Source organism: Sinorhizobium garamanticum (assembly GCF_029892065.1).
In the GTDB taxonomy this organism is placed as follows: domain Bacteria; phylum Pseudomonadota; class Alphaproteobacteria; order Rhizobiales; family Rhizobiaceae; genus Sinorhizobium; species Sinorhizobium garamanticum.
The window spans coordinates 3736780-3756300 of the sequence record NZ_CP120373.1; the positions used below are offsets into that span (position 1 = coordinate 3736780).

At 56.8% G+C, this 19521-nt stretch carries 15 protein-coding genes and 2 tRNA genes; 9 read left to right on the forward strand and 8 right to left on the reverse strand.

Annotated elements, in window-relative coordinates; all coding sequences use genetic code 11:
- Positions 1–87 precede the first annotated feature (87 nt).
- From PZN02_RS17620 to PZN02_RS17635, 4 genes are all read left to right on the forward strand, one after another.
- Positions 88–528: a VOC family protein gene (locus PZN02_RS17620; protein WP_280659220.1), complete on the forward strand. Its 441-nt coding sequence runs from the start codon at positions 88–90 to the stop codon at positions 526–528.
- Between the two features lie 408 nt (positions 529–936).
- Entirely contained in the window at positions 937–2280 is a 1344-nt protein-coding gene (locus tag PZN02_RS17625) for a D-Ala-D-Ala carboxypeptidase family metallohydrolase (RefSeq protein WP_280659221.1), read from the forward strand.
- A gap of 141 nt (positions 2281–2421) precedes the next feature.
- Positions 2422–2497: transfer RNA gene (locus PZN02_RS17630), tRNA-Glu, on the forward strand.
- Positions 2498–2671: 174 nt separating this feature from the next.
- Positions 2672–2747: transfer RNA gene (locus PZN02_RS17635), tRNA-Glu, on the forward strand.
- A 124-nt stretch (positions 2748–2871) separates the two neighbouring features.
- On the opposite strand, the gene PZN02_RS17640 is transcribed toward PZN02_RS17635, so the two are convergent.
- Positions 2872–3612: a sulfotransferase family 2 domain-containing protein gene (locus PZN02_RS17640; protein WP_280659222.1), complete on the reverse strand. Its 741-nt coding sequence runs from the start codon at positions 3610–3612 to the stop codon at positions 2872–2874.
- Between the two features lie 220 nt (positions 3613–3832).
- Entirely contained in the window at positions 3833–5638 is a 1806-nt protein-coding gene (locus PZN02_RS17645; protein ID WP_280659223.1) for an ABC transporter ATP-binding protein, read from the reverse strand.
- Between the two features lie 220 nt (positions 5639–5858).
- Here PZN02_RS17645 and PZN02_RS17650 point away from each other — a divergent pair, with 220 nt between their 5' ends.
- Entirely contained in the window at positions 5859–7175 is a 1317-nt protein-coding gene (locus PZN02_RS17650; protein ID WP_280659224.1) for a polysaccharide pyruvyl transferase family protein, read from the forward strand.
- Positions 7176–7953: 778 nt separating this feature from the next.
- Here PZN02_RS17650 and PZN02_RS17655 read toward each other — a convergent pair.
- Positions 7954–9999: an acyltransferase family protein gene (locus tag PZN02_RS17655; protein ID WP_280661534.1), complete on the reverse strand. Its 2046-nt coding sequence runs from the start codon at positions 9997–9999 to the stop codon at positions 7954–7956.
- Positions 10000–10072: 73 nt separating this feature from the next.
- On the reverse strand, positions 10073–11062 hold the full coding sequence (locus PZN02_RS17660) for a KpsF/GutQ family sugar-phosphate isomerase (protein ID WP_280659225.1): 990 nt from the start codon (positions 11060–11062) through the stop codon (positions 10073–10075).
- Positions 11063–11321: 259 nt separating this feature from the next.
- Here PZN02_RS17660 and PZN02_RS17665 point away from each other — a divergent pair, with 259 nt between their 5' ends.
- Positions 11322–12059 (forward strand): hypothetical protein, encoded by a 738-nt coding sequence (locus PZN02_RS17665; protein WP_280659226.1) that lies wholly within the window; start codon positions 11322–11324, stop codon positions 12057–12059.
- Here PZN02_RS17665 and PZN02_RS17670 read toward each other — a convergent pair.
- The gene (locus PZN02_RS17670) at positions 12035–13528 is read right to left on the reverse strand and encodes a glycosyltransferase family 39 protein (RefSeq protein WP_280659227.1); all 1494 of its coding nucleotides are present in this window, start codon (positions 13526–13528) and stop codon (positions 12035–12037) included. The two genes, PZN02_RS17665 and PZN02_RS17670, sit on opposite strands and share 25 nt — an antisense overlap.
- A gap of 333 nt (positions 13529–13861) precedes the next feature.
- On the opposite strand from PZN02_RS17670, the gene PZN02_RS17675 reads away from it, so the two are divergent.
- On the forward strand, positions 13862–14551 hold the full coding sequence (locus PZN02_RS17675) for a glycosyltransferase family protein (RefSeq protein ID WP_280659228.1): 690 nt from the start codon (positions 13862–13864) through the stop codon (positions 14549–14551).
- 208 nt (positions 14552–14759) lie between these two features.
- Here PZN02_RS17675 and PZN02_RS17680 read toward each other — a convergent pair whose 3' ends face one another.
- From PZN02_RS17680 to PZN02_RS17690, 3 genes are read right to left on the reverse strand one after another with little or no spacing between them, the layout of a single operon-like run.
- Positions 14760–15665, reverse strand: a complete 906-nt coding sequence (locus PZN02_RS17680) for a glycosyl transferase (RefSeq protein ID WP_280659229.1) — start codon at positions 15663–15665, stop codon at positions 14760–14762.
- Between the two features lie 60 nt (positions 15666–15725).
- Complete coding sequence (locus PZN02_RS17685) at positions 15726–16457, reverse strand: membrane-anchored protein (protein WP_280659230.1); 732 nt, start codon at positions 16455–16457, stop codon at positions 15726–15728.
- 38 nt (positions 16458–16495) lie between these two features.
- A complete protein-coding gene (locus tag PZN02_RS17690) occupies positions 16496–17326 on the reverse strand; it encodes a 3-deoxy-manno-octulosonate cytidylyltransferase (protein ID WP_280659231.1) in 831 nt (276 codons plus the stop codon).
- A 240-nt stretch (positions 17327–17566) separates the two neighbouring features.
- On the opposite strand from PZN02_RS17690, the gene PZN02_RS17695 reads away from it, so the two are divergent.
- Complete coding sequence (locus tag PZN02_RS17695; RefSeq protein WP_280659232.1) at positions 17567–18478, forward strand: glycosyltransferase family 92 protein; 912 nt, start codon at positions 17567–17569, stop codon at positions 18476–18478.
- Positions 18479–18564: 86 nt separating this feature from the next.
- Positions 18565–19512 carry a mitochondrial fission ELM1 family protein gene (locus PZN02_RS17700; protein WP_425336297.1) on the forward strand — a complete coding sequence of 316 codons (948 nt, stop codon included), beginning with the start codon at positions 18565–18567 and terminating at the stop codon, positions 19510–19512.
- Positions 19513–19521 lie beyond the last annotated feature (9 nt).

Sequence of the window (19521 nt, forward strand, 5' to 3'; positions counted from 1 at the left end):
GCCGGGGTCATTTATGGGGACGCAGCCTTGCCTCTGGCTTGCTGCAGGCTAAGTATACGCCATATTCTCAGAAACAGGGACAACCCAATGCGCTATCTGCACACGATGGTTCGTGTAAAGGACCTGGAAAAGGCTCTTCACTTCTACTGCACGCTGTTCGGCCTCAAGGAAATCCGCCGGTACGAAAACGAAAAAGGCCGATTCACGCTGGTCTTTCTTGCTGCGCCTGGCGACCTCGACCTGGCCAGTGACAAAAGCTCCCCGTGCCTCGAACTCACCTATAACTGGGACACGGAGGACTACACCGGCGGCCGCAACTTCGGCCATCTCGCCTACGAAGTGGACGACATCTACGGCTTCTGCAAACATCTGATGGACAATGGTGTGACCATCAACCGTCCTCCGCGCGACGGGCATATGGCTTTTGTCCGCTCACCGGACGGAATTTCGATCGAGATCCTGCAGAAGGGCGAGCATCTGCCCGCGCAGGAGCCCTGGGCTTCGATGGGCAATACGGGCAGCTGGTAAGCTCCGCGCAATTTCGGCCGACTAGCGTTAAACAGTGCCGTCGGCTCGGTCCATCTGGCGCGGCAGCCAAGGCGAGCCCTCAGGATCGGAAATATCGACGAATGATCTTAGGCCCGGACAGGATGCCGGGCCTTTGCATATCTATCGTGAAGGCGCAAAAGGTTAGTGCAGGTTTACAAATTGCGCGATGTTCATTAACTTTGCGCACCAGACGTTGAAACGGGGTTCTGCTTCGCAATCAATTGCGGCGTCAAAGCCCTTTACTTGGCCTGACCTTTCCCGTGGTGTGGCTTCTGCTCACCGCGAGGGAAATGAGTTGTTTGTTCTGGGGCGATGTTTCGGAACTGAGACTTAATGCATGTGCGATGGCGAAAGCCTCCGACGTGCACGGAGAGCGGGGATAAGACGTTGCAACATCTGGAGGGGAAATGCGCGCTCCTGATCTTCGGACGCGCGGCTGCATTATCCGTATCATTGTTTGCATTGGCAGGTTGCATGTCGTCGGCCGGCGACGAGGCCGCTTCCCTGAAGCCGCAGCAATCAGCGACACCATCTGAGGTGGCGGAGACCGAAGGCAATGGCGAGGAGCAGGTCGCGACCAACTCCGGACCTGCCGCGCCGCAAGCCACGGACGGTGCTGCCCAGGCCGATCCGGCGGCGACACAGCAATCGCTGACGATGCAGAGCACGGGCTTACGCGCCGCCTCGTCCAGCATTTACGGACAAACACCCACGACCACGGCTGATGGCCAAACGGATACCAACCAGGCGGCGGATGCAACGCCTGGCAACGCCATCCTGCCGCAACCAACAACGGTCAATGCGACAAGCAACAGCCTCTTCAGCAACGGGCAAACCATGGTCGAGCCCGCCGCTCCGTCACAACAGGGCGCGAGCAACGAGACGCCAACGGCAGCGCAGACCGTTGCAGACACGGCCGCGGGCGGACCGGCGACTGCGGCCGGAAACGACCTTCCGCTCGTCGTTCCGCTGCCTTTGAGCGCGCAAGCGGCATTGTCCGGAAAAGCGCCGGTCGAGTTGCAGCCGGTAGAAGTTGCCTCGGTGGATCCAGCGACGCTACAGCACGCGAATTCCGGTCAACCCGTTGATCCGACGAAAGGAGAGAGCGAAACGCAGCAAAGAGGTAAGACCTGGACGCTCGCCAGCCTCTTTGCGCCGAAGCGGAAAGAGAAGCCGCGCACCGACGGCGAACGCGCTGTCCGGCAAACGGAAAAGAAGACCATCACGGCCAGCAATGCGAGCCAGCCGCAAGTCGCCTCCCTCGCCTACACCTCGTTGCCGGGCGTCAACATGAATCCGCTTTTCAGCATGGAGCATGAAGATCACGTCGCCGACGAGGAGGACGCACCAGTCGAAACGGCAGCGCTATCCGGTCTCGCCCGTCTCGCACCGAACGGCCTCGTCCTGCAGACGGAGAGGGTGGAAACCGGCTGCTTCAAGCCGGAACTTCTCGAGATGTTGAAGACGGTCGAGCAGCATTACGGACAGAAGGTCATGGTGACCTCCGGGCTGAGGGCGATCAAGATCAACCGGAAACGCCAGTCTCTCCACACGCGATGCGAAGCCGCCGACATTCAGGTCAAGGGTGTCAACAAGTGGGAACTCGCGAGTTTCCTGCGCAGCATTCCGGGCCGCGGCGGCGTCGGCACCTATTGCCACACGGAATCGGTTCACATTGATATAGGCCCCGAGCGGGACTGGAACTGGCGCTGCCGCCGGCGCAAGGGCTGACGGCTGCCGAACAGTGACGTGCCCAAAGCGCTGATGTAGCGTGAAGAAAGCCCATTCGATCGCGCTGTCATTTTTTTGAGAAAAATGAATTTAGCCGCTTGCGGGAATCCAAAGGCCTCTCTATAAGCCACCTCGTCTTGGGCGCCCATCGTCTAGCGGTCTAGGACGCCGCCCTTTCACGGCGGAAACACGGGTTCGAGTCCCGTTGGGCGTGCCATTCCTTCTTCGATATAGTTATTGGATACTTCGGCGTTGCGACATCGCATCGCGTTTATGCTTGTCCGAAGAAGAAGTGAAACTTTCAAGAACTTTTCCGCAAGAAAAGTCGATTTGGCGACAGCTGATCACTTGCGGGAACCCAAAGGCTTCTCTATAAGCCACCTCGTCTTGGGCGCCCATCGTCTAGCGGTCTAGGACGCCGCCCTTTCACGGCGGAAACACGGGTTCGAGTCCCGTTGGGCGTGCCACTATCCCTATTTATCAAAAACTTAGAGACGTGTCCCCGACATCGTGGGCTTAGGTCGTTCTGGTGCAACTCAAGCGCCGCGCACCATCGCAGTCGCGGCCCGCACCGCTCCAGGGACACGGATGCTAATCGGGGAAACGGTATTTAAAACGCTCGATCTCCGCGCCGAAAAGCCGTTCGATGCGTTCACGATCGCCCGGTTTATAGTAGCTGCGAATATCAGGCCTCGTTGGGCTCGCCTTCGCTCTGACCAGAAAGCGGTCATCGAACGGCAAGCCGAGTCTGTCGCATATGATGCTTAGATCATCGGAGAGGCGCTCCTGCCGGCCTACGAAATCCACAACGATCTCGTCGTTCTTGGTGTAAAGCTGCCAGGATCTCCAGTTGATTTGCTCCCTCTCGGCGGCGCCCTCTTCGATCAAGCGGAGCATTTGCGAGAAGCTCGGTCGCGTTTCCGACTTCCTGTAGTGCCAATTATAAAGAGAAACGGCGCGCTCGAACGGATTCCGCACGAAGCAGAACTTAAAATACTGTTTCCAGGCAGAGGGATCGAAGGCCTCGATTTCGCTTGCGCCTGAATGATCCGCGAGCTTGCCTGCAAAGCGCCGGCTGAGAGCAGCACCGGCCAATGAATCGACTTTGCCATTGCGGACGAGCGTTTTCGCGATCTTGAGTGGAGAAAGATGGCAGAAGATGGCGATCCGTCCTAGCCGATTGGCATTCGCTCCATTACCGAGTGCATCTCTCCAGGACCCGAGCTGCAGATCCCAGGGCCCGAATTCGCGAGCAAGATAAGCGGAAATCGTGCTGCCGGCGGTTTTAGGGACGTGGATGAAAATGAATTTATGGCGATGGGATATGATCATTACCTGGCCAACTCCTTAATCTGGAACGCTGACCCGCTGGCGGTCATGAAAACGACGACGGCAGCAAGCTGACGCCAATGTCGATTTAAGCGTTCAACACTCGATGATAAAGCCGAACCTGGAGAACGCGCCGCGAGGAAGCCGGCTGTCAGAAGGGTCTCCGATCTGGATTCAGCGATCCGCTCGGATTGTTGCTCGCCAGCGAAATGTCGAGCGCGAGCTAAGTGACATCGGCCCCCACGGTCAATTCCAAAGCGCTGCCTTGCAGATTGTGGAGGCGAGCGTAAAGACCGCCCGGACGGTGCGCAAGTTCCTCGTGCGTCCCCTCCTCAACGACCATGCCCTCCTTCATCACGACGATCTTGTCAGCATTAACGACGGTGGAAAGCCGGTGGGCGATTACGATGACCGTGCGGCCGCTCATCGCTTGATCGAGTGCCTTCTGGACAGCCGCTTCCGACTCGGTATCAAGGGCCGAGGTAGCCTCGTCCAGAAGCAGAAGGGGCGCGTTGCGGAGGAGCGCACGGGCGATCGACAGGCGCTGGCGCTGGCCGCCGGAAAGAGTCATGCCTTGTTCGCCGACAGGCGTATCGTAGCCCTGTGGCTGCGCGAGGATGAAATCATGCGCATAGGCAAGCCGCGCCGCTTCTTCGACTTCCGCGTCCGTCGCTTCCGGTCGGCCGTAGCGGATGTTGTCGCGGATTGAGCCTTCGAAGAGGTAAGCTTGCTGCGAGACATAAGCGAGTCCGCTGCGCAGAGACTGCTTGGTGACAGTTGCTATGTCTTGCCCGTCGATCAGGATCGCGCCCGACTGCGGATCGTAGAAGCGCGGAATGAGGCTGATGATCGTGGACTTGCCGGCGCCGGACGAGCCGACAAGCGCGGTCGTCTTGCCCCCCTCCGCGCGGAAGCTGACCCCCTTCAGGATCTCCTCGCTATTGCCATAGGAGAACCGCACGCCGCGAAACTCGACGGTCGCTTCGCTGAAGGTCAGTTCCGCGGCACCCGGCAGGTCTCGCTGATGCGGAACCGTGTCCAGAATTTCATAAAGCATGCGGGCGTTGACGGCGGCGCGCTCCAGCGACAACTGCAGGCGAGCTAGGCGCCGGGCCGGATCGTAGGCCATGAGAAGTGCGGTTACAAAGGCAAACAAGGCACCCGGGGCCACGTTGCTGTAGATCGTGCGGAGAGAGGCATAGGCAAGCACACTCGAGATTGCCAGCCCTGCGAAGGTCTCCGTCAATGGCGCCGTCCGCTCGCTCAAGCGCGCGATGCGGTTGGCGCGGCTTTCCGCGCGGTCAATGATCCTTTCGACCTTGCGGCGCAACTCATCCTCCATCGTGAAGGCTTTGACGATGGAAATGCCTTGAATGGTTTCCTGCACCGCGCCGAGCACGCTGCTGTTGGCCTCGACTGCTTCGCGCGTCGCCAGACGCAGCCGCTTGGAAATGTAGCGAAGCCCGAGGAGCATCGGCGGCGCCACGAGAAGGATGATAAGCGACAGCAGCCAGTCCTTGCTGACCATGACGCCGACGAGAGCGACCAAAGTCAGGAGATCGCGAGCGATCGACGTGACTGTCATGTTAAGCACGTCGCGGATGCCGGCGACGTTCTGGTTGATCTTGGCGGTGAGCTGTGCCGAGCGCTTCTCCTGGAAATAGCCAACGCTCAGCGCCATTAGGTGCATATAAAGCCGGCGTTTGTACCGTGCGACAATACTGTTGCCGATTTTTGATAAAGTGACCGCTTGTCCGTAGGTCGCCAATCCTCTCAGGACGAAGGCAGCGAAAATCGAAAAGCAGATAAGAAGAACAGTGTCGCCGCGCCTGTTGGCGAAAGCTTCGTTGACCACGGTTTCACTGATCCAGGCGATGAAGCCCGTCGTCGCAGCCACCACCATCAGGCAGGCAATGGCAACAGCGTAGCCGCGGATATGGTCGCGGCCGTTTTCGGTAATGACGCGCTTTAGGATCCCAGTGGTCGTTTCGGAATCGACCTCGCGCAGTTTTCGATCCTTGACGTTCAAAAAGCCGTCCCTGCCACCATCCATGACGTTCTGTGCACTGGCACCGCCCTGGGTCTCTATAGTGCCTTGATACCGTTTTGGCGAGTCTTGGCGGAGCCCGGTCGCCCAGCTTGTACCGGCGCCCCTCCTTGAAGGATCCTTTCCGCAATTTCTTGATGTCAGATAGTATTTTGTGCACTTATACAGCAGCCATCATCCTCAACGCACGGAAGTATGAAAATTGTTCGAGGGGATAAAATCCGCCATACATTGGCGGCTCGCGAAGAACCTAAGGAAATCGAGTCCTGACAAAGCGGCACGGCACTTATTGCTGGCAGCAACGGGACGCGGGACCGACGTTTCCAAAGCTAGGCGCGCCATTGGATTTCTCGTTGCAGACAAAAGGTACTCAGACGCCCGCACTATTTGCCGAGAGCATATTTCTAGAGGCGATCCATCCGGCTTTTGGCGACATTACGAGAGCTTCGTTGACGAGCTCGCAAGCTCTTACCGACTCCAGGAAGTGTCTCGGCCGAAAATCAAGATTGCCCTGTTCAACGATACAGACTTCAGGGTGAACATCGGATGCCGGCTGACGAGCCAGGGTCTGAAGAAACAGATTCTGGATGCGTTCCCGGGAGCCGAGATAACGTCCATCGGTTTCAACTTCGCGGCCTTCAGACAGGAATTCCAGAAGAACATATCCGCTGAGTTGCATGAACTCTCGGATATAGAAGACCGGCTTTCTGCTGCGTATGGCAAAGACGCTATCGATCATATAGCGGCCGCCGATTTCGTGATTCTTCAGCCAGAGGGATCGTTGGACCACAGGACAACGGCAGAAGGACTTGCAACATTCTTCACTCCTGTCCTGACCGCCAGGAAGCTAGGGAAGCCATTCGCGGTATTGAACGGAACGATACCGATCTACGACGACGAACGATCGGACTATCTCAGAACGCTCTTCCGCGAACTCGGTCATGTCGCCGCCCGCGACGAAATCTCAGCCGAACATTACGGGGTCGAATTTCTGGCGGATGCAGCATTCCTTCGGATATCGCCAGCACCTTCGGCCGAACGCGACGGTTGCCTGATAACCACCGGAGCCAGAAACAATGCCGAAGAAGACGTTGGAATCCTGAAGGCTGCACTGAGGGCTTGCGACACGTGGAGGCTTCGGCCCGTTGTTCTTACGCACGCGGTTGAGCGCTTCAACGCTCATGAGACCGAGATCCTTGCCCGTGGCGGCATTTTTGCGGAGACCGCCGGCATAGAACATGCTGCCGAGACAATTTTAAAATGCCGCCTGCACATTGGTGGCCGATATCACATGGCGATATTCGGTCTGCTCTGTAACGTCCCCTCCCTCCTCTTCGACGTTAAAACGCACAAAAACCAGTGGCTAGAGCAATACTCACCACTCATAAAACTTGTGCATCCGCACACTGACCTCGACGCCGCGGCAGTGGTGGCACTAACGGATGGCGTGTCGCAAGAACATCGCGAAACAGATACGGCGGACAAATACGTCCGTTTTCTGAGACGCGCCTATAGTTGAGCAGCCGCCATTCGTGGAAGTCACGGCGCACGATCATCGGTAGTCAGATCGCCGGCGATGGCCCGCAGGATGGAGGAACCGAATAGTCGAAGGGCCAGACGACCGAGGCTGACGGGTCCAATGATCTCTCTCGTCGATCCGTCCCTCTCCCGGCGACAACTCTGCTTAATGCCGGGACCTGCAGGGGCCGGTACTCACCGACTAGGTCGAGCCCAGGGTTTTCGATAATGACGCCGGGTTCGAGCAGACGCCGCTTCGTCAATGACCGGCGCTCGCGCATATCGCCAACTAGCGCCATTGGCGATAGTGCGAAACAGATAGTGGCCTATCCTCAATCGGTGAAATCGTGTTCGTCTGCCCGCCTACTGCCCATCTCAGAATTGCATCCGCCTCGGCATGCATCCTTGCTCTGATCTCGGCCAGCTCAACGTCACTGGCGGCGCATTGCGGCGACAGACGCTCAAGTGCACTAAGAACGTCATGCTTCAGGTCAGCAAAAGAGTTGTCCCTGACCTTACTGGCTACAAGGACTCTTACCAGAAACTCGAGGGTCGCGACCCGCAGCCGATCATCGTCGATATGCAAACTTCCGTCCCCGGTGGTTGCAATTCTGCCGGCAGAGTAACAGCAGCGCTTATCGTTTGCAATTTAGACTCGCAGTCTTGATGGAGGCGGTGCAATCAGCCCTTGGATGACCAAGACGGGCCCGCGCGGTCGACCATCAGACGACAAACACGCACGCGAGCACCATTTCAGCTTCTTCTTTAAGCAAGGACGATCAAGATCTCGGTTCAGAGATCAAAGTGTGGGCCCCCTCTCGCACTATGCTTAGCACCGGACGGAAGAGTCCTGAGAGACTTTCCGCACCTTTCGCTGAGAGGTGATCTCCGTCCTTGTAGAGAACGGTGCCCCCCCGCATGACATGACATCTGGAGGCATCGCAAAGCACGCTCATCGGATCCACAACGAGAGCTCCGCTCGATTTTGCCGCTTCCTTCAAAACCCGCCGAGCCAGTGCTTGCCGCATCTTCGTGTATTCAAGAGGAGGAGCTATGTCGAGCGGGCGTCCTGAAACAACAGCTCGTGCGAGGGCTTCGGGCACCTCGTGCCCCATCTCCGGCACATCCATCACCAGAACCGCCTTTGTTCCCTGCCGAGCGAGCTTAGTCAGCGTCGTGTTGAGACCCCTTCTGACCGGCGCTGACCAATCTATCAGCGCTGGTTCGACGCGAGGATCAAAAAAGACGCCCTCACCTGGAAGTTCCGCCCGGTGGACGTACTTCGGCCAATAGCCAACCATGAAAACGAAGGCGAACCTCTCCTGCGCGATCAGCGACATCACGGCGGCATTGTGGTCGATACACCGTTTAACCGCTGCCGGACGGGCGAAATCCGTATTTGGCAAAGGCGGGCACGAGCCGCGCCCTACGAACATGCCCGACATGCCCATTTGACGAGCCGCAACGTCGATCGCAGGAGCAATGGCCGCGGCATGAGAATCTCCCCACACAAGGAACTGCGGCTCGCTTGCAGTCTCGATGCCCACCCTACAAAGATTCCCTCTCCTTATCTGAGCCGGTGTCAGACCTTCTCCATTTGTATCGGCGAAACACCGCTCTGAGGAGAATCGGCTCTCATCATAGGTGGCTTGGTAAAGCCTTTGGGCGCCTTCGGGCAACCGTTGGGGGATGCCTTGCAGACCGTTCACGATTCCGCCGAAGGCGACCGCCGAAGAAATCGCAGCGCTACTCACGCCGACTATCGCACGGCGCGACGATGCCAGCCCGCCATACCGCGCAGGCTGCTCGACGAACCTCCAAGAAATGTAGGCTAGCGCGAAGGACATCGCCACCGCGGTCAAGGCCCATCCGGTTGTCAGCTCATGGCCAAGGCCGTAACGCAAGAACACAATTATGGGCCAATGCCAGAGGTAGAGCGAATATGAAATGCGTCCGACAGAGACAGAAACCGGATTACTTAGAAAGCGCGCGACCAAGCCGCCTCGACAATGCGCGTGGATAACAAGGGCTGTACCAAGGCAGGGCACTGCGGCATAGGCACCCGGAAAGGGCGTGTCAGGAGTATAGGTAAAAACGGCTAGGAAAACGGCCAGCAGTCCGAGGGCCGCCAGTGCCTGTGACCCACGGGCGGCATAGGCTGCGCGCGGAGCGATGGCAACGAGAACTCCGGCCAGCAACTCCCAAATGCGAAAATGAAGCAAGTAGAATGCTTTTTCCGGAGCGTGTGCGATCCCCCAAGTGCTTGCCCCGAAGGACAGGAGCGCCACCGCCAACACAATCGCGAGAATGTGCCTGCGTGCGAATTTGTAGCAAAGAAATACCGCAACGGGAAAAATCAGGTAGAACTGCTCTTCAACAGACAGAGACCAGGTATGAAGCAATGGCTTCATCTCTGCGGCGACATCGAAATAACCGCTTTCGCTGCGGAACAGAATGTTCGAGGTGAATAAGGCAGCGGCTTGGACACTGTCGCCGAAGTAACGGAACTCTTGCGGCATGAGCAAAAACCACGCCGCCACAGTCGAAACAGCGATCATCGTGAACAGAGCCGGGAAGATGCGTCTCATCCGCCGAACGTAGAACGCCCCAAAACTGAAGCTGCCACGCTCGAGCTCGGCTAGGACGATCCTCGCCATGAAAAACCCGGACAGGACAAAGAAAACATCAACCCCGACGAATCCGCCTGAGAACGACCCGAAGCCTGCGTGAAAGAGGAGCACCGGCAAGATCGCCACGGCTCGCAAACCGTCCAGGTCCGGCCGATATTCGAAGTCTTGGTGGGTTACTGCCAAGCTGCTCCCCATTTCCATGACCTACCGCCGAAGCTAGAGCGGTTTTTTGCGTTCATCTTAGAATAGTACGGTGCTCGCCCCGTCCTTAGGCAACGCCGGCACGCAGAAGATCGTGGACGTGCAAGATACCCGATGGCCGACGCAAATCATCGATCAGAAACAGCACCGTGATCTTTTGCGATTGCATCATTTCCATTGCCGCACTGGCCAGCATTCCACACGTAATCACCCGAGGGGCATGCGACATCACGGTCTCAACAGTGAGGAGCAAAAGATTCTCTGACATGTGCCGCCGCAGATCCCCATCGGTAATCACGCCGACAAGGTCACCGTCGCTACCAACGACGCCGACGACGCCAAACCCCTTCGAAGACATCTGGATGACCGCCTCGCTCATTGGACTGCCAATGGGCAACAGTGGCACGGCCTCGCCCGAATGCGCCAGTTCGTGTGCAAGGAGCAACTGCGAACCGAGCTTGCCGCCCGGATGAAACGTCTTGAAGTCCTGAGCCGAAAACCCCCTCCGCTCAAGCAAGGCCATTGCGAGAGCATCCCCAACTGCCAATTGCAGCATCGCAGACGTGGTCGGGGCAAGCCCGTGAGGGCATGCCTCCGGCACTTTCGGCAGGACAATCGCGACCGTGGAGTTGCGAGCGATTATGCTGTCGGGATTCGAGGTGACGGAAATCACGGGAACATTGAAGCGCTTGGCGTAAGTAAGCATATTCCCGAGTTCGACCGTCTCACCGGACCATGAAAGCAGAATAACTAAATCCTGCGCCGTGATCATGCCGAGATCGCCGTGACTTGCTTCCGTCGGGTGCACGAAATAGGCGGACGTGCCGGTAGAAGCAAGCGTTGCCGCGATCTTGCGTCCGATGTGCCCGCTCTTGCCTATGCCCGCAACTACGACGCGGCCACTCCTCGAGGCGACGAGTTCGACGGCATCGACGAAACTGCTGCGCAGAGCCACTTCATCCTCAAGGCAAGCCGCCAGCGCATCTAACCCGTCAGCGGCAGTGGCAATCGTGCGACTGATCGACGCCAGTATCGCGTCGCTTACAATCATATCCATTTCTACACTGCCCTAATCTACCGATGGCTGAAGTTGAAGCCTTCGAAATCAGATCAAGATGGCTAAATTGTGCGGTATTGCGAGTATATCCACACAATTTCTGGCGCGTGACCGACAGAAGAACCGGGAAGCTGCATACTGCTGACAGTCCGAAGACAAAGACTCAGCGGCGAATGGACACGTGGTCGACCTTATGCGAGACATATGATGGCAACTCCTAAGTCAACCTCGCGTTGCTACTTGGTCAATGGAACTGGCGATGACGATTGAACCTGACGCGCTCGAAACATTGCGAGAAAAGCACCGTCGCTGGCTCTCACGACTTGGCATTCTGGATAAGCCGTGGTTGATTCTCGGCTCCGCGCCGTCGCCCACGATCCCACCGGACCTAATTGGACATTGCGCACGCGTCGACGTTAATAACTCGGGCAAGACGGCCAACGCACTTGGTCTCCCGCCCGCCGATTTGACGTTCCGAAAGCGGAAGAAATCGTGGGAAGAGCATCCTTATGTAAGGACGAGAGGCCTTCTATGGCTCCATACGAAGCCTCTTTGGGTGATGTACCTGAGACTATTTTCAATGCCGCACGTGCGTTACAAGAGCCTGATGCGCGCCACCAAAGCTGAGCGCGAGGCAATTGTCGACGTCGTGAGCGGCGGGCTGCCCTCTAACATTGGAGAGTTGGGCAAGGTGACGAACGGAGTTGCCGCCCTCTGCTACGGACTTTTTATGGGCGTGCCGTCTGTGACCCTCGCTGGGTTCTCAGTCACCAAGATGGGCCATTCTTACGACGACAAGGGGAGAATTCGGCGGCAGATCGCCGAAGACACCTTCGTTCTGACGCGTTTGAAAGATCGAGGAAATGTCTTCACGACCGAGTTAGAACTCTCCGAGCATATCGGCCTGCCTTTCGTTCGTGATAAAGGCGACATCACCGGCGACATGGGCGGTTCGATCGGCCCGGACCGGCTTCAGCGCAAGTCGGCCCAAACATAGGCAAAGGTGTACAGGTCGCCCGGGCGCCCGGCGTTGTAAGGAACTGAGACGATCGTCGGCTTCGAGTCGGCCATTCTGATGGGCATGAGTTCCAGCAAGGCCGAAATGCGAGGTGGAATCTCCTCTCGCCCTCTGCCCTCTGCCGACCAAGCAGCCATAATTCGCCCTGTCGGAAGCGCTCCTTCCGCCCCCTGAGAGAACCCAGTCAGGATGATCGGGGTTTCGGGAAACTGAATCCTGAGGTTACCTGCCACAATCCTGTCGTCGACCACGATGGCGACCGGAGGAGGACCAGCGTCAGCGCTCACCGCGCGGGCAAAACCGTTATAGGGCGTGTGTGCAAAGGAATAGTCGCCAATCATTGGACCGATAAAGACCCTTGCCCAAAGCATCAGGACGACGCCGACGGAGAGGACGCCCGCTATCGAAAGTAGCGCGGGCAGGCGCCGGGCAGGATCGAGACCCGCGGCATCGATTTTTAGCGTCAGATAAAGTGGGAGAAGCGCCGTAAAAAGCGCCAACCACTTCGCACGGATGTGGGTGGCATCCATTGCTACGACGATAAGCGCTATCATGAGGAAGCAGGCGAGAATCATCCGGCCGACGACCCTCGTCCATAGGCTTTCGGCGCGCAGGATCTTCCCGATATCCGCGTAGAAGAGCAGACCAAAGACGGCAACGGTCAGGGCGACGCCCTTGACGGACGCCCCCGCCAGGGAAACAAGCCCCTGGATGGCGTGCGGCAGCAGCGCACTCTCCGCTCCCTCCTTCATCTCAGCGACAGTGACGCCAGTGGCATGGCCGATATTGTTGACGATCCAGAAGGCATGGGGTGCCACGATCACTGCGCAAACTGCAGCCGAAGCGAGTACACGCCAGTCAAACAAATGTTTGCGCAGCATCGCCTCTGGCAGAATGGCAAGCAATGCCGCGACCGGGAGAATAACGAAATTGTATTTCGAAATCGCCCCGAGCCCTACGGCAACGCCGACAAGCAGGTAGTCGCCAAGACTGGGCGGTTTCTTTAGAGCTCGGAAGAAACCGTAAAGGAAAAGCGACACCGCAAATAGCGCCGCGACGGTGTGGGACAGGTCGCGCTGCGACAGAAGGAAAACCGGTGGTAGCGTCAAGACACCTAGCACCGCCACCGCCGGAGCGTGCTGACTGCTGGAGAGTACACGCGCAGTGAAGCCGTAGAATAGTAGGAAGAGGAACAGAAGTACATTTTTTACGACAGTCAGCGACGCGACGGAGATTCCAAATAAGGCCACGACGCCAAATTGAAGCCAATTGTAGAAGGGTGGTTGGGCTCCGTATCCGAGCAGCAGATATTGAGAGAGCAGAGCTTGCTCTGACTCGTCGATCTCAAGCGAGTCCGGGCGCAGAATTTTCAAGACGACGCTCAGCAGGCAATAACCGGCAATCAGAACGTATAAGAGATCCGGTCTTCGAACCAGGAGACTGCGCATCCCTCTCCCCATCGGCCCATGCTGGTCGTAATACCGCGGGCAAAGCGACAAGCTAACTAGGCGAGGAGGAATTTGCCAGACGCCCTCCTATGGCTACGAACCACAAAGCACAGAATTTTGCTTCATCGGCACGACGAGACAATGAGTCACGGAAGCGGTGTTGTCGGCGAGATGAACGTTATCCGCTGTCCCAGGCTTCACGCCGCCGCCTTTTTTGGCTAAACCGGGTGTCGGGTTGAGACGCAAATCAAAAGTCAGTTCAAGTCGTTTCGCCGCATAGAGGAACAAGCCAGACCCAGAAAGTTTTGAAGCCTACCTATAATCGGAGGTGTGATGACGCAAAGTGCTCATATTTACATCGGCTTTGATAGCAAGGAAGTCGTTGCCTATCACGTTCTTTGCCAAAGTATTCTGGAAAAGAGCTCCATCCCGGTCTCGTTCACGCCGATATCCTTGAACAACGTCGAGAGGATTTTTACGCGCGAGCGGAATCCTCTCCAATCTACCGAATTTTCCTTTTCGCGATTTCTCGTGCCTTATCTCAGCAGCTACGACGGTTGGTCGCTTTTCGTCGACTGCGACATGCTGATGCGAACTGACATTGCCCAGTTGTGGGAACTGAGAGACGATCGCTATGCGGCGATGTGCGTAAAACACAACTACGTTCCGAAAGTCGAAACGAAGTTCCTGGGGCAAGTCCAAACCAAGTACGAAAAGAAGAACTGGTCGAGCGTGATCCTGTTCAACAACGCCAAGTGCCGAAAGCTCGATCTGGATTACGTCAATACTGCTACTGGGCTGGAGTTGCATCAGTTCAAATGGCTGGATTCCGACGACCTCATCGGCGAGCTGCCAGCAAGCTGGAACTGGCTCGTCAACGAGTACGAATATTCGCCGGACGCAAAGCTTGTCCATTTCACAGATGGCGGGCCTTACTTCGATGAATATAAAAACGATGACTACGCCGAGGAATGGTTCGCTGCACGTGATCGCGTTCTCCACGTAACGCAGCGATCGGCTTAGCCGCGCGACACAATGAGCCATTTTCATCGGGGCGGTGGAGACGACCTGCCGCCCGCCCCGATGTCAGTTATCCGATGCAGCTCCAGCGCCCAATCGCAGCTAGATCATTTCATTGTTTCATTGAGGACAGTGAAATGATCTAACTCTTTGAAATGACGCAATTCCGGACGGAAAACCGTACACACTTTTTCTGAAGTCGCTCTAAAGTTCACTCAGTTTTGGCAAAGGTGGCGTCGTAGCCGAACCCCACATCGATAAGGGCCGAGACTGGCGAGTGATTCGCGATCTCGATGCCGCTTTCGGCGGCTATGCCCCGAGCCATTACCAGATGGTCGATAATCCACTTTTGAGCCGTGATGATTCCCGAATAGGCTTTATCGGTTGTTTCGTAATACCTGGGCTCATCTGCATTGCTGAGATCGATCCCCACGAACCCGATCGAGCGAGGCCTCCAGGAGACGGCAAACTGTGCGGCTGAAACGGCCACTGAGCCTGCTTGAAAGATGCCGGCGGATGGATCTTCAGAAAAGCCGATGTCGCCGTCCTCGCTCAGCCTCACATGGGACAGCTTGCGCAGTTCCGCGGTATCACGGCGTGCCAGCCCATATGGCTTTCGCAAGTTATCGATCAATACGATCTTTTTGTCTCGCAACCATGTGCTGTCCAGCTCACAAATCGCCCTTATGACGCTCACCGACAAGAGACACACGCATCCGGCCGGGGTCCGCTTCATGAGATCGAAGTGTCTCCATACGAACCGCTCGTCTTCAATTGCTACCGCCAAGGGCCTTGCTATTACGCGGGGATAAAGATGCAACGCGCCGTTCAGGAGAAGGCAGGAAGACTCATCTGCGCGGGTGAGGTCGCATTGCGCGATCGAGGGACCGGAGCCGACGATAAGCACCCTCGATGGTATTGCCTTCAAGGCGCGCGAGGGGCTCGTGAGATGTCCCACTAACTCACCCCGATACCGGATCATGCCATCTCGATCTGCAGTCGCACGCTCAAGCTTGAGGCCGGGAAACCAGTCCTGCACATGTGCCCTGGAGCGCCCTAATAGCAGACGAACGGCGATCTTGATGCAAGAACGGGAAAAGGGACGGTTTGAACGCATTGATTTCCCTATCGCAGGCGTTGAGCAGGCAACTGACAACAACGTGAGTATCAAGAAATTTCAGCTGCTCGGGTCGCTCCACAACGGTATGCCGAACGCTTCCGAAACCGACGGATCCGCCGTGAAGATCGGGCGGCCCTCACTAACCAACTTCGAAACGAGGATTTTATCCATGTGGACATGAAGTCGTGTCAAACCCGCCGAATTGTAGGCATGACCCGTTGAGTTCGGGTTTATTCCAGTAATGATGACGGCGGGGGCTCCGTTATAAAGGGCAAACAGAACCGCGTTCATTCCATTTGAGCATTTGGAATCTGCGTCCATCTCAAGGGAACGCAAATTAGCGACGCGGTCCAGCAACGCCATCCGCTCGTAGCGATCAACGATTTCCAGTCGGTCGTATTGGTAATCGAACGCCCGCAAACCTTCCTCCAGCCGCGCGCGGTCGTCCTTTCGCCAGAGAAATACATAGAGCGTCCCGGTGCGCTGTCCCTTTAGCACACGCCTGACTTCAACCGCGTTCGGAGTGGTTCCTTCGACCTGGTTGAACATCATCATCGTTATGTCGGGCGCATCGACGCCCCACTTGCTGATGACCGATTGAGAACCGTTCACGGTAATGATCCGGAAGCTCGCGTCCAATCCGGCCGGCTGATGGGATATGGGAGCCGACCCGACGACCACGACGGGGCTATCGATTCGAAAGGGGGCAGCCGGCGGATCGGGACGGATTATGCGGTACTTCAGATTTCGGTATATGCGCTTGCGCGCGTCGGAGATCCATGACCCCATTTGTCCTCACCAGATCGGTACTCGGAAATTTGATGCTACTACGCCTTCTTTTTCCTTAGAAACTTCGGCTTCAGCCGACGTAAGAATTCGTCAATGGACCGCAATACGCTTGTTAGAGAAATCAACTTGTCGACTTGCGCATCGGTCTGGCTCAGTCGCGATGACAAGACTTCAGCGATCGTCGAGGAGATTTCAGCAGCGGGCAACTCCGGGAAACGCGAAGCCAGCGATGTGTAACTGTTTGTCGCGATACCACCATGCATCGTCAGCTTGCCCACTCTTGCAAAGAGGCGCAAGAAGACCTGCTCGAAAGTCCAGTCATGAACAGCCACCACCCGCCACTTTTCGCTGCGCTTTGCCGAGAACCCCGCCAGAACGATCTCGGCCGGAAGTGCCTGGTCCACTAGCCACAGGGCTATGGCGAAGCCGCTCGTGGGGACTTTGGACTGCGGGTAAAAGTCAGCGCAGAAGCCCGTCAAATCCAAGTGCCCCGTGGGCGTCCCCAAATAGTCCGAGCTTGTGTTCAACCTCTCGCTCGCCGCCAGGCGGATGTTCATGATACCCAGGAACTCCTGGGGCGCGAACAGCTTGACGACGTCAGCGACCTCCTGTCGGTAGACAATGTTGGCGCCTCTCGGCTGGGCGCGTGATATCAGCAGAGAGCGGCCGGAAAATTGTCCATCAAGAACCTTGTAGACCTTGTTGAAGAATACAAAGAGGGCCGTCCGCGGATATTCGGCCTGAAGTTCCGTGACGCTTACCTCGTCGCTGTTGGCGACAAGGATGATGTGTGAGAAAGCGGAAAACAGAGCACGCCATTGCTCCGTTGTCGTCAAATTCTCCGTCGCTCCAGAAGCGGGAAAGTCCATGCACACTCGTCCCAACCTTAGCGTGCCTTTAGCGCGCGACTTCTCGACATTACCGAGGCTTGGATTCCAAGTTCGGCTCGCTCCCTCTATAAAGGGTGATGTATTCCAAATCAAAGCAGGCACGCTTGATAAGTCGGGAAAATGCATGTTCAAGAGCCCTGAAAGTCCGCATTCTTCTGCGCCGACTTAGGGCGCGAAGAATAAGAAGCCGACTTCATGTTTAGCAACCAAGGGACGTAGATGTTTGGACTGAAGGCTAAACGGCATCTTACGAGAGAACTTGCTATCACGCCTCCGGCAGCAGAGTTGAGCCGACACGGCATTGCGATTGTCGCCTGCGTGAAGAACGAAGCTAGCTACATCGAGGAGTGGGTGCGTTTTCACCAGGCGGTCGGTGTTCGACATTTTCATGTCTATGACGACGGCTCGACTGATGGCACGCTCGATCTGCTTCAGCGGGCGTTGAAGCCGGAGGAACTGACCGTCGTCCCTTGGAAAATGCGCATGCGGGATGAGAAAAGTGGTGAGTTTTTGAACGGGCAGACGATTGCCTTCGCACATGCGATCCTAAACTTTGGCGGCAGGTACGATCGTATGGCGTTCATCGACGTCGATGAATTTCTGCTTCCCAAGAAAGGTCGAACATTAGAGGAAGCCTTACGAGGAGCAGGCGGGTTTCCGAATATTTCCTTGCCCTGGCACATGTTCGGCCACAGCGGTCATGTCTCGCGACCGGCAGGGCCTGTGTGCCTCAATTACAAAATGCGGGTCTCCGATCCTATGCGGCAGAACCTCGATGCGAGTAACTTCAAATGCATTGTCGATCCGGTCGAAGTAACGAAAGTGGGCGTCCATCACTTCCAAACACGTTCCCACGGCGACAGAACGGCAAATGATGCGGGGAAAGTGGTAGCAAAGAAAAAGCGCAAGGCTGCCGAATTTTACTCCGCGGAGTTCATACAGCTCAACCACTATTACGCGAAGTCGATCGAGGAGCTGAAGGAAAAGACAGATAGAGGCTGGTCTTTCGACGGATCTGCAGGGAAATACCGAAACAAGGTCGCTGCCACCATCAAGTATATCGAAACCAACGTCGTCGAAGACCGCAGCATGCTCGATTTCATCGACGAAAATAGGATCGATCTCGGTTAGTGATGCCAAGCCAACATAAGGCACGCGCGGAACAAAATAAGCGTCAGATCGGAGTTCAGGTTTTGCCAAACAACGACGACAAAGCGATGAAACCGTTGAACACGAATTGCGTGTGGGCGGTGGCAGAAAGCAAGGCGGGAACGCTTACGCAGTGCCTTGGCGTTGGAAAAGAGTTTCACCGTGAGCCGGTGGTCAAGTTGATCAGTCGGACCCGCGGCTTGAGAAAACTGTTCGAACCCAGGCTCTTTCGCAAAAAGGAACAGCGTCCCGAACTCGTGATCTCTTGCGGTTTCCGGGCTGAACCCGCAGTTCTTGACATTAAGGCTGCCTATGGCGGCAAACCTCTGACCGTGCACCTCCAACGACCGCGCATCGAAGGATATGATCTCGTTTTCGTCTCTCGTCACGATTGGGTCGACGAATTGAACGAGCGACCGAACTATCATTCAATGGTCGGAGTCCCGCATCAGATTACCTGGGCGCGGCTGGCACCTCTTAGGGATGCCGCGCGCAGACGATTCTCGCCGGACGGCCGCCCAATAGCCGCCGTCTTCGTAGGCGGCTCGAACGGCGCATATGTTTACGACGACGGAACCCACCAGAATATAAGAAGCGCCATCAAGCAATTGGAGAAAGAGGGCTGGCGCATCGTTGTATCGGTCTCACGCAGATCTGAAGACCACACTCAGCAGGCCCTGTCGGCACTCAACAGCGAAAGCATCGCCGTGTGGGACAGACGAAGCGAGAACCCCTATCTCGACTACATGGCCGCCGCCGACGCGTTCCTGATCGCAAAGGACTCAATAACAATGCCCTGCGAGGCTCTGGCGACGGGCAAACCGGTCTTTACGCTTGACTTAACCCCCGTCGCGGGTCCGCGGCTGGACAAGTTCGAGCGCTATCACCGCGACCTGCACGAAACTCTGCAGCTGACCCGGCCGTTCGCGGGAAAGATCGAACCCTACAGCTACGAGCCACTCGACGAAACGCGCCGCATCGCCTCGGTAATCCGTTCGCAGCTCAACCGCTCGTAAGACGCTACT

What these genes read in the sequence shown, in the direction of transcription:
- PZN02_RS17620 (WP_280659220.1), top strand. Translation starts at nt 88, where the DNA reads ATGCGCTATCTGCACACGATGGTTCGTGTAAAGGACCTGGAAAAGGCT.
- PZN02_RS17640 (WP_280659222.1), bottom strand. Translation starts at nt 3,612, where the DNA reads ATGATCATATCCCATCGCCATAAATTCATTTTCATCCACGTCCCTAAA.
- PZN02_RS17655 (WP_280661534.1), bottom strand. Translation starts at nt 9,999, where the DNA reads ATGGGGAGCAGCTTGGCAGTAACCCACCAAGACTTCGAATATCGGCCG.
- PZN02_RS17660 (WP_280659225.1), bottom strand. Translation starts at nt 11,062, where the DNA reads ATGGATATGATTGTAAGCGACGCGATACTGGCGTCGATCAGTCGCACG.
- PZN02_RS17665 (WP_280659226.1), top strand. Translation starts at nt 11,322, where the DNA reads ATGACGATTGAACCTGACGCGCTCGAAACATTGCGAGAAAAGCACCGT.
- PZN02_RS17670 (WP_280659227.1), bottom strand. Translation starts at nt 13,528, where the DNA reads ATGCGCAGTCTCCTGGTTCGAAGACCGGATCTCTTATACGTTCTGATT.
- PZN02_RS17675 (WP_280659228.1), top strand. Translation starts at nt 13,862, where the DNA reads ATGACGCAAAGTGCTCATATTTACATCGGCTTTGATAGCAAGGAAGTC.
- PZN02_RS17680 (WP_280659229.1), bottom strand. Translation starts at nt 15,665, where the DNA reads ATGCGTTCAAACCGTCCCTTTTCCCGTTCTTGCATCAAGATCGCCGTT.
- PZN02_RS17685 (WP_280659230.1), bottom strand. Translation starts at nt 16,457, where the DNA reads ATGGGGTCATGGATCTCCGACGCGCGCAAGCGCATATACCGAAATCTG.
- PZN02_RS17690 (WP_280659231.1), bottom strand. Translation starts at nt 17,326, where the DNA reads ATGGACTTTCCCGCTTCTGGAGCGACGGAGAATTTGACGACAACGGAG.
- PZN02_RS17695 (WP_280659232.1), top strand. Translation starts at nt 17,567, where the DNA reads ATGTTTGGACTGAAGGCTAAACGGCATCTTACGAGAGAACTTGCTATC.
- PZN02_RS17700 (WP_425336297.1), top strand. Translation starts at nt 18,565, where the DNA reads ATGAAACCGTTGAACACGAATTGCGTGTGGGCGGTGGCAGAAAGCAAG.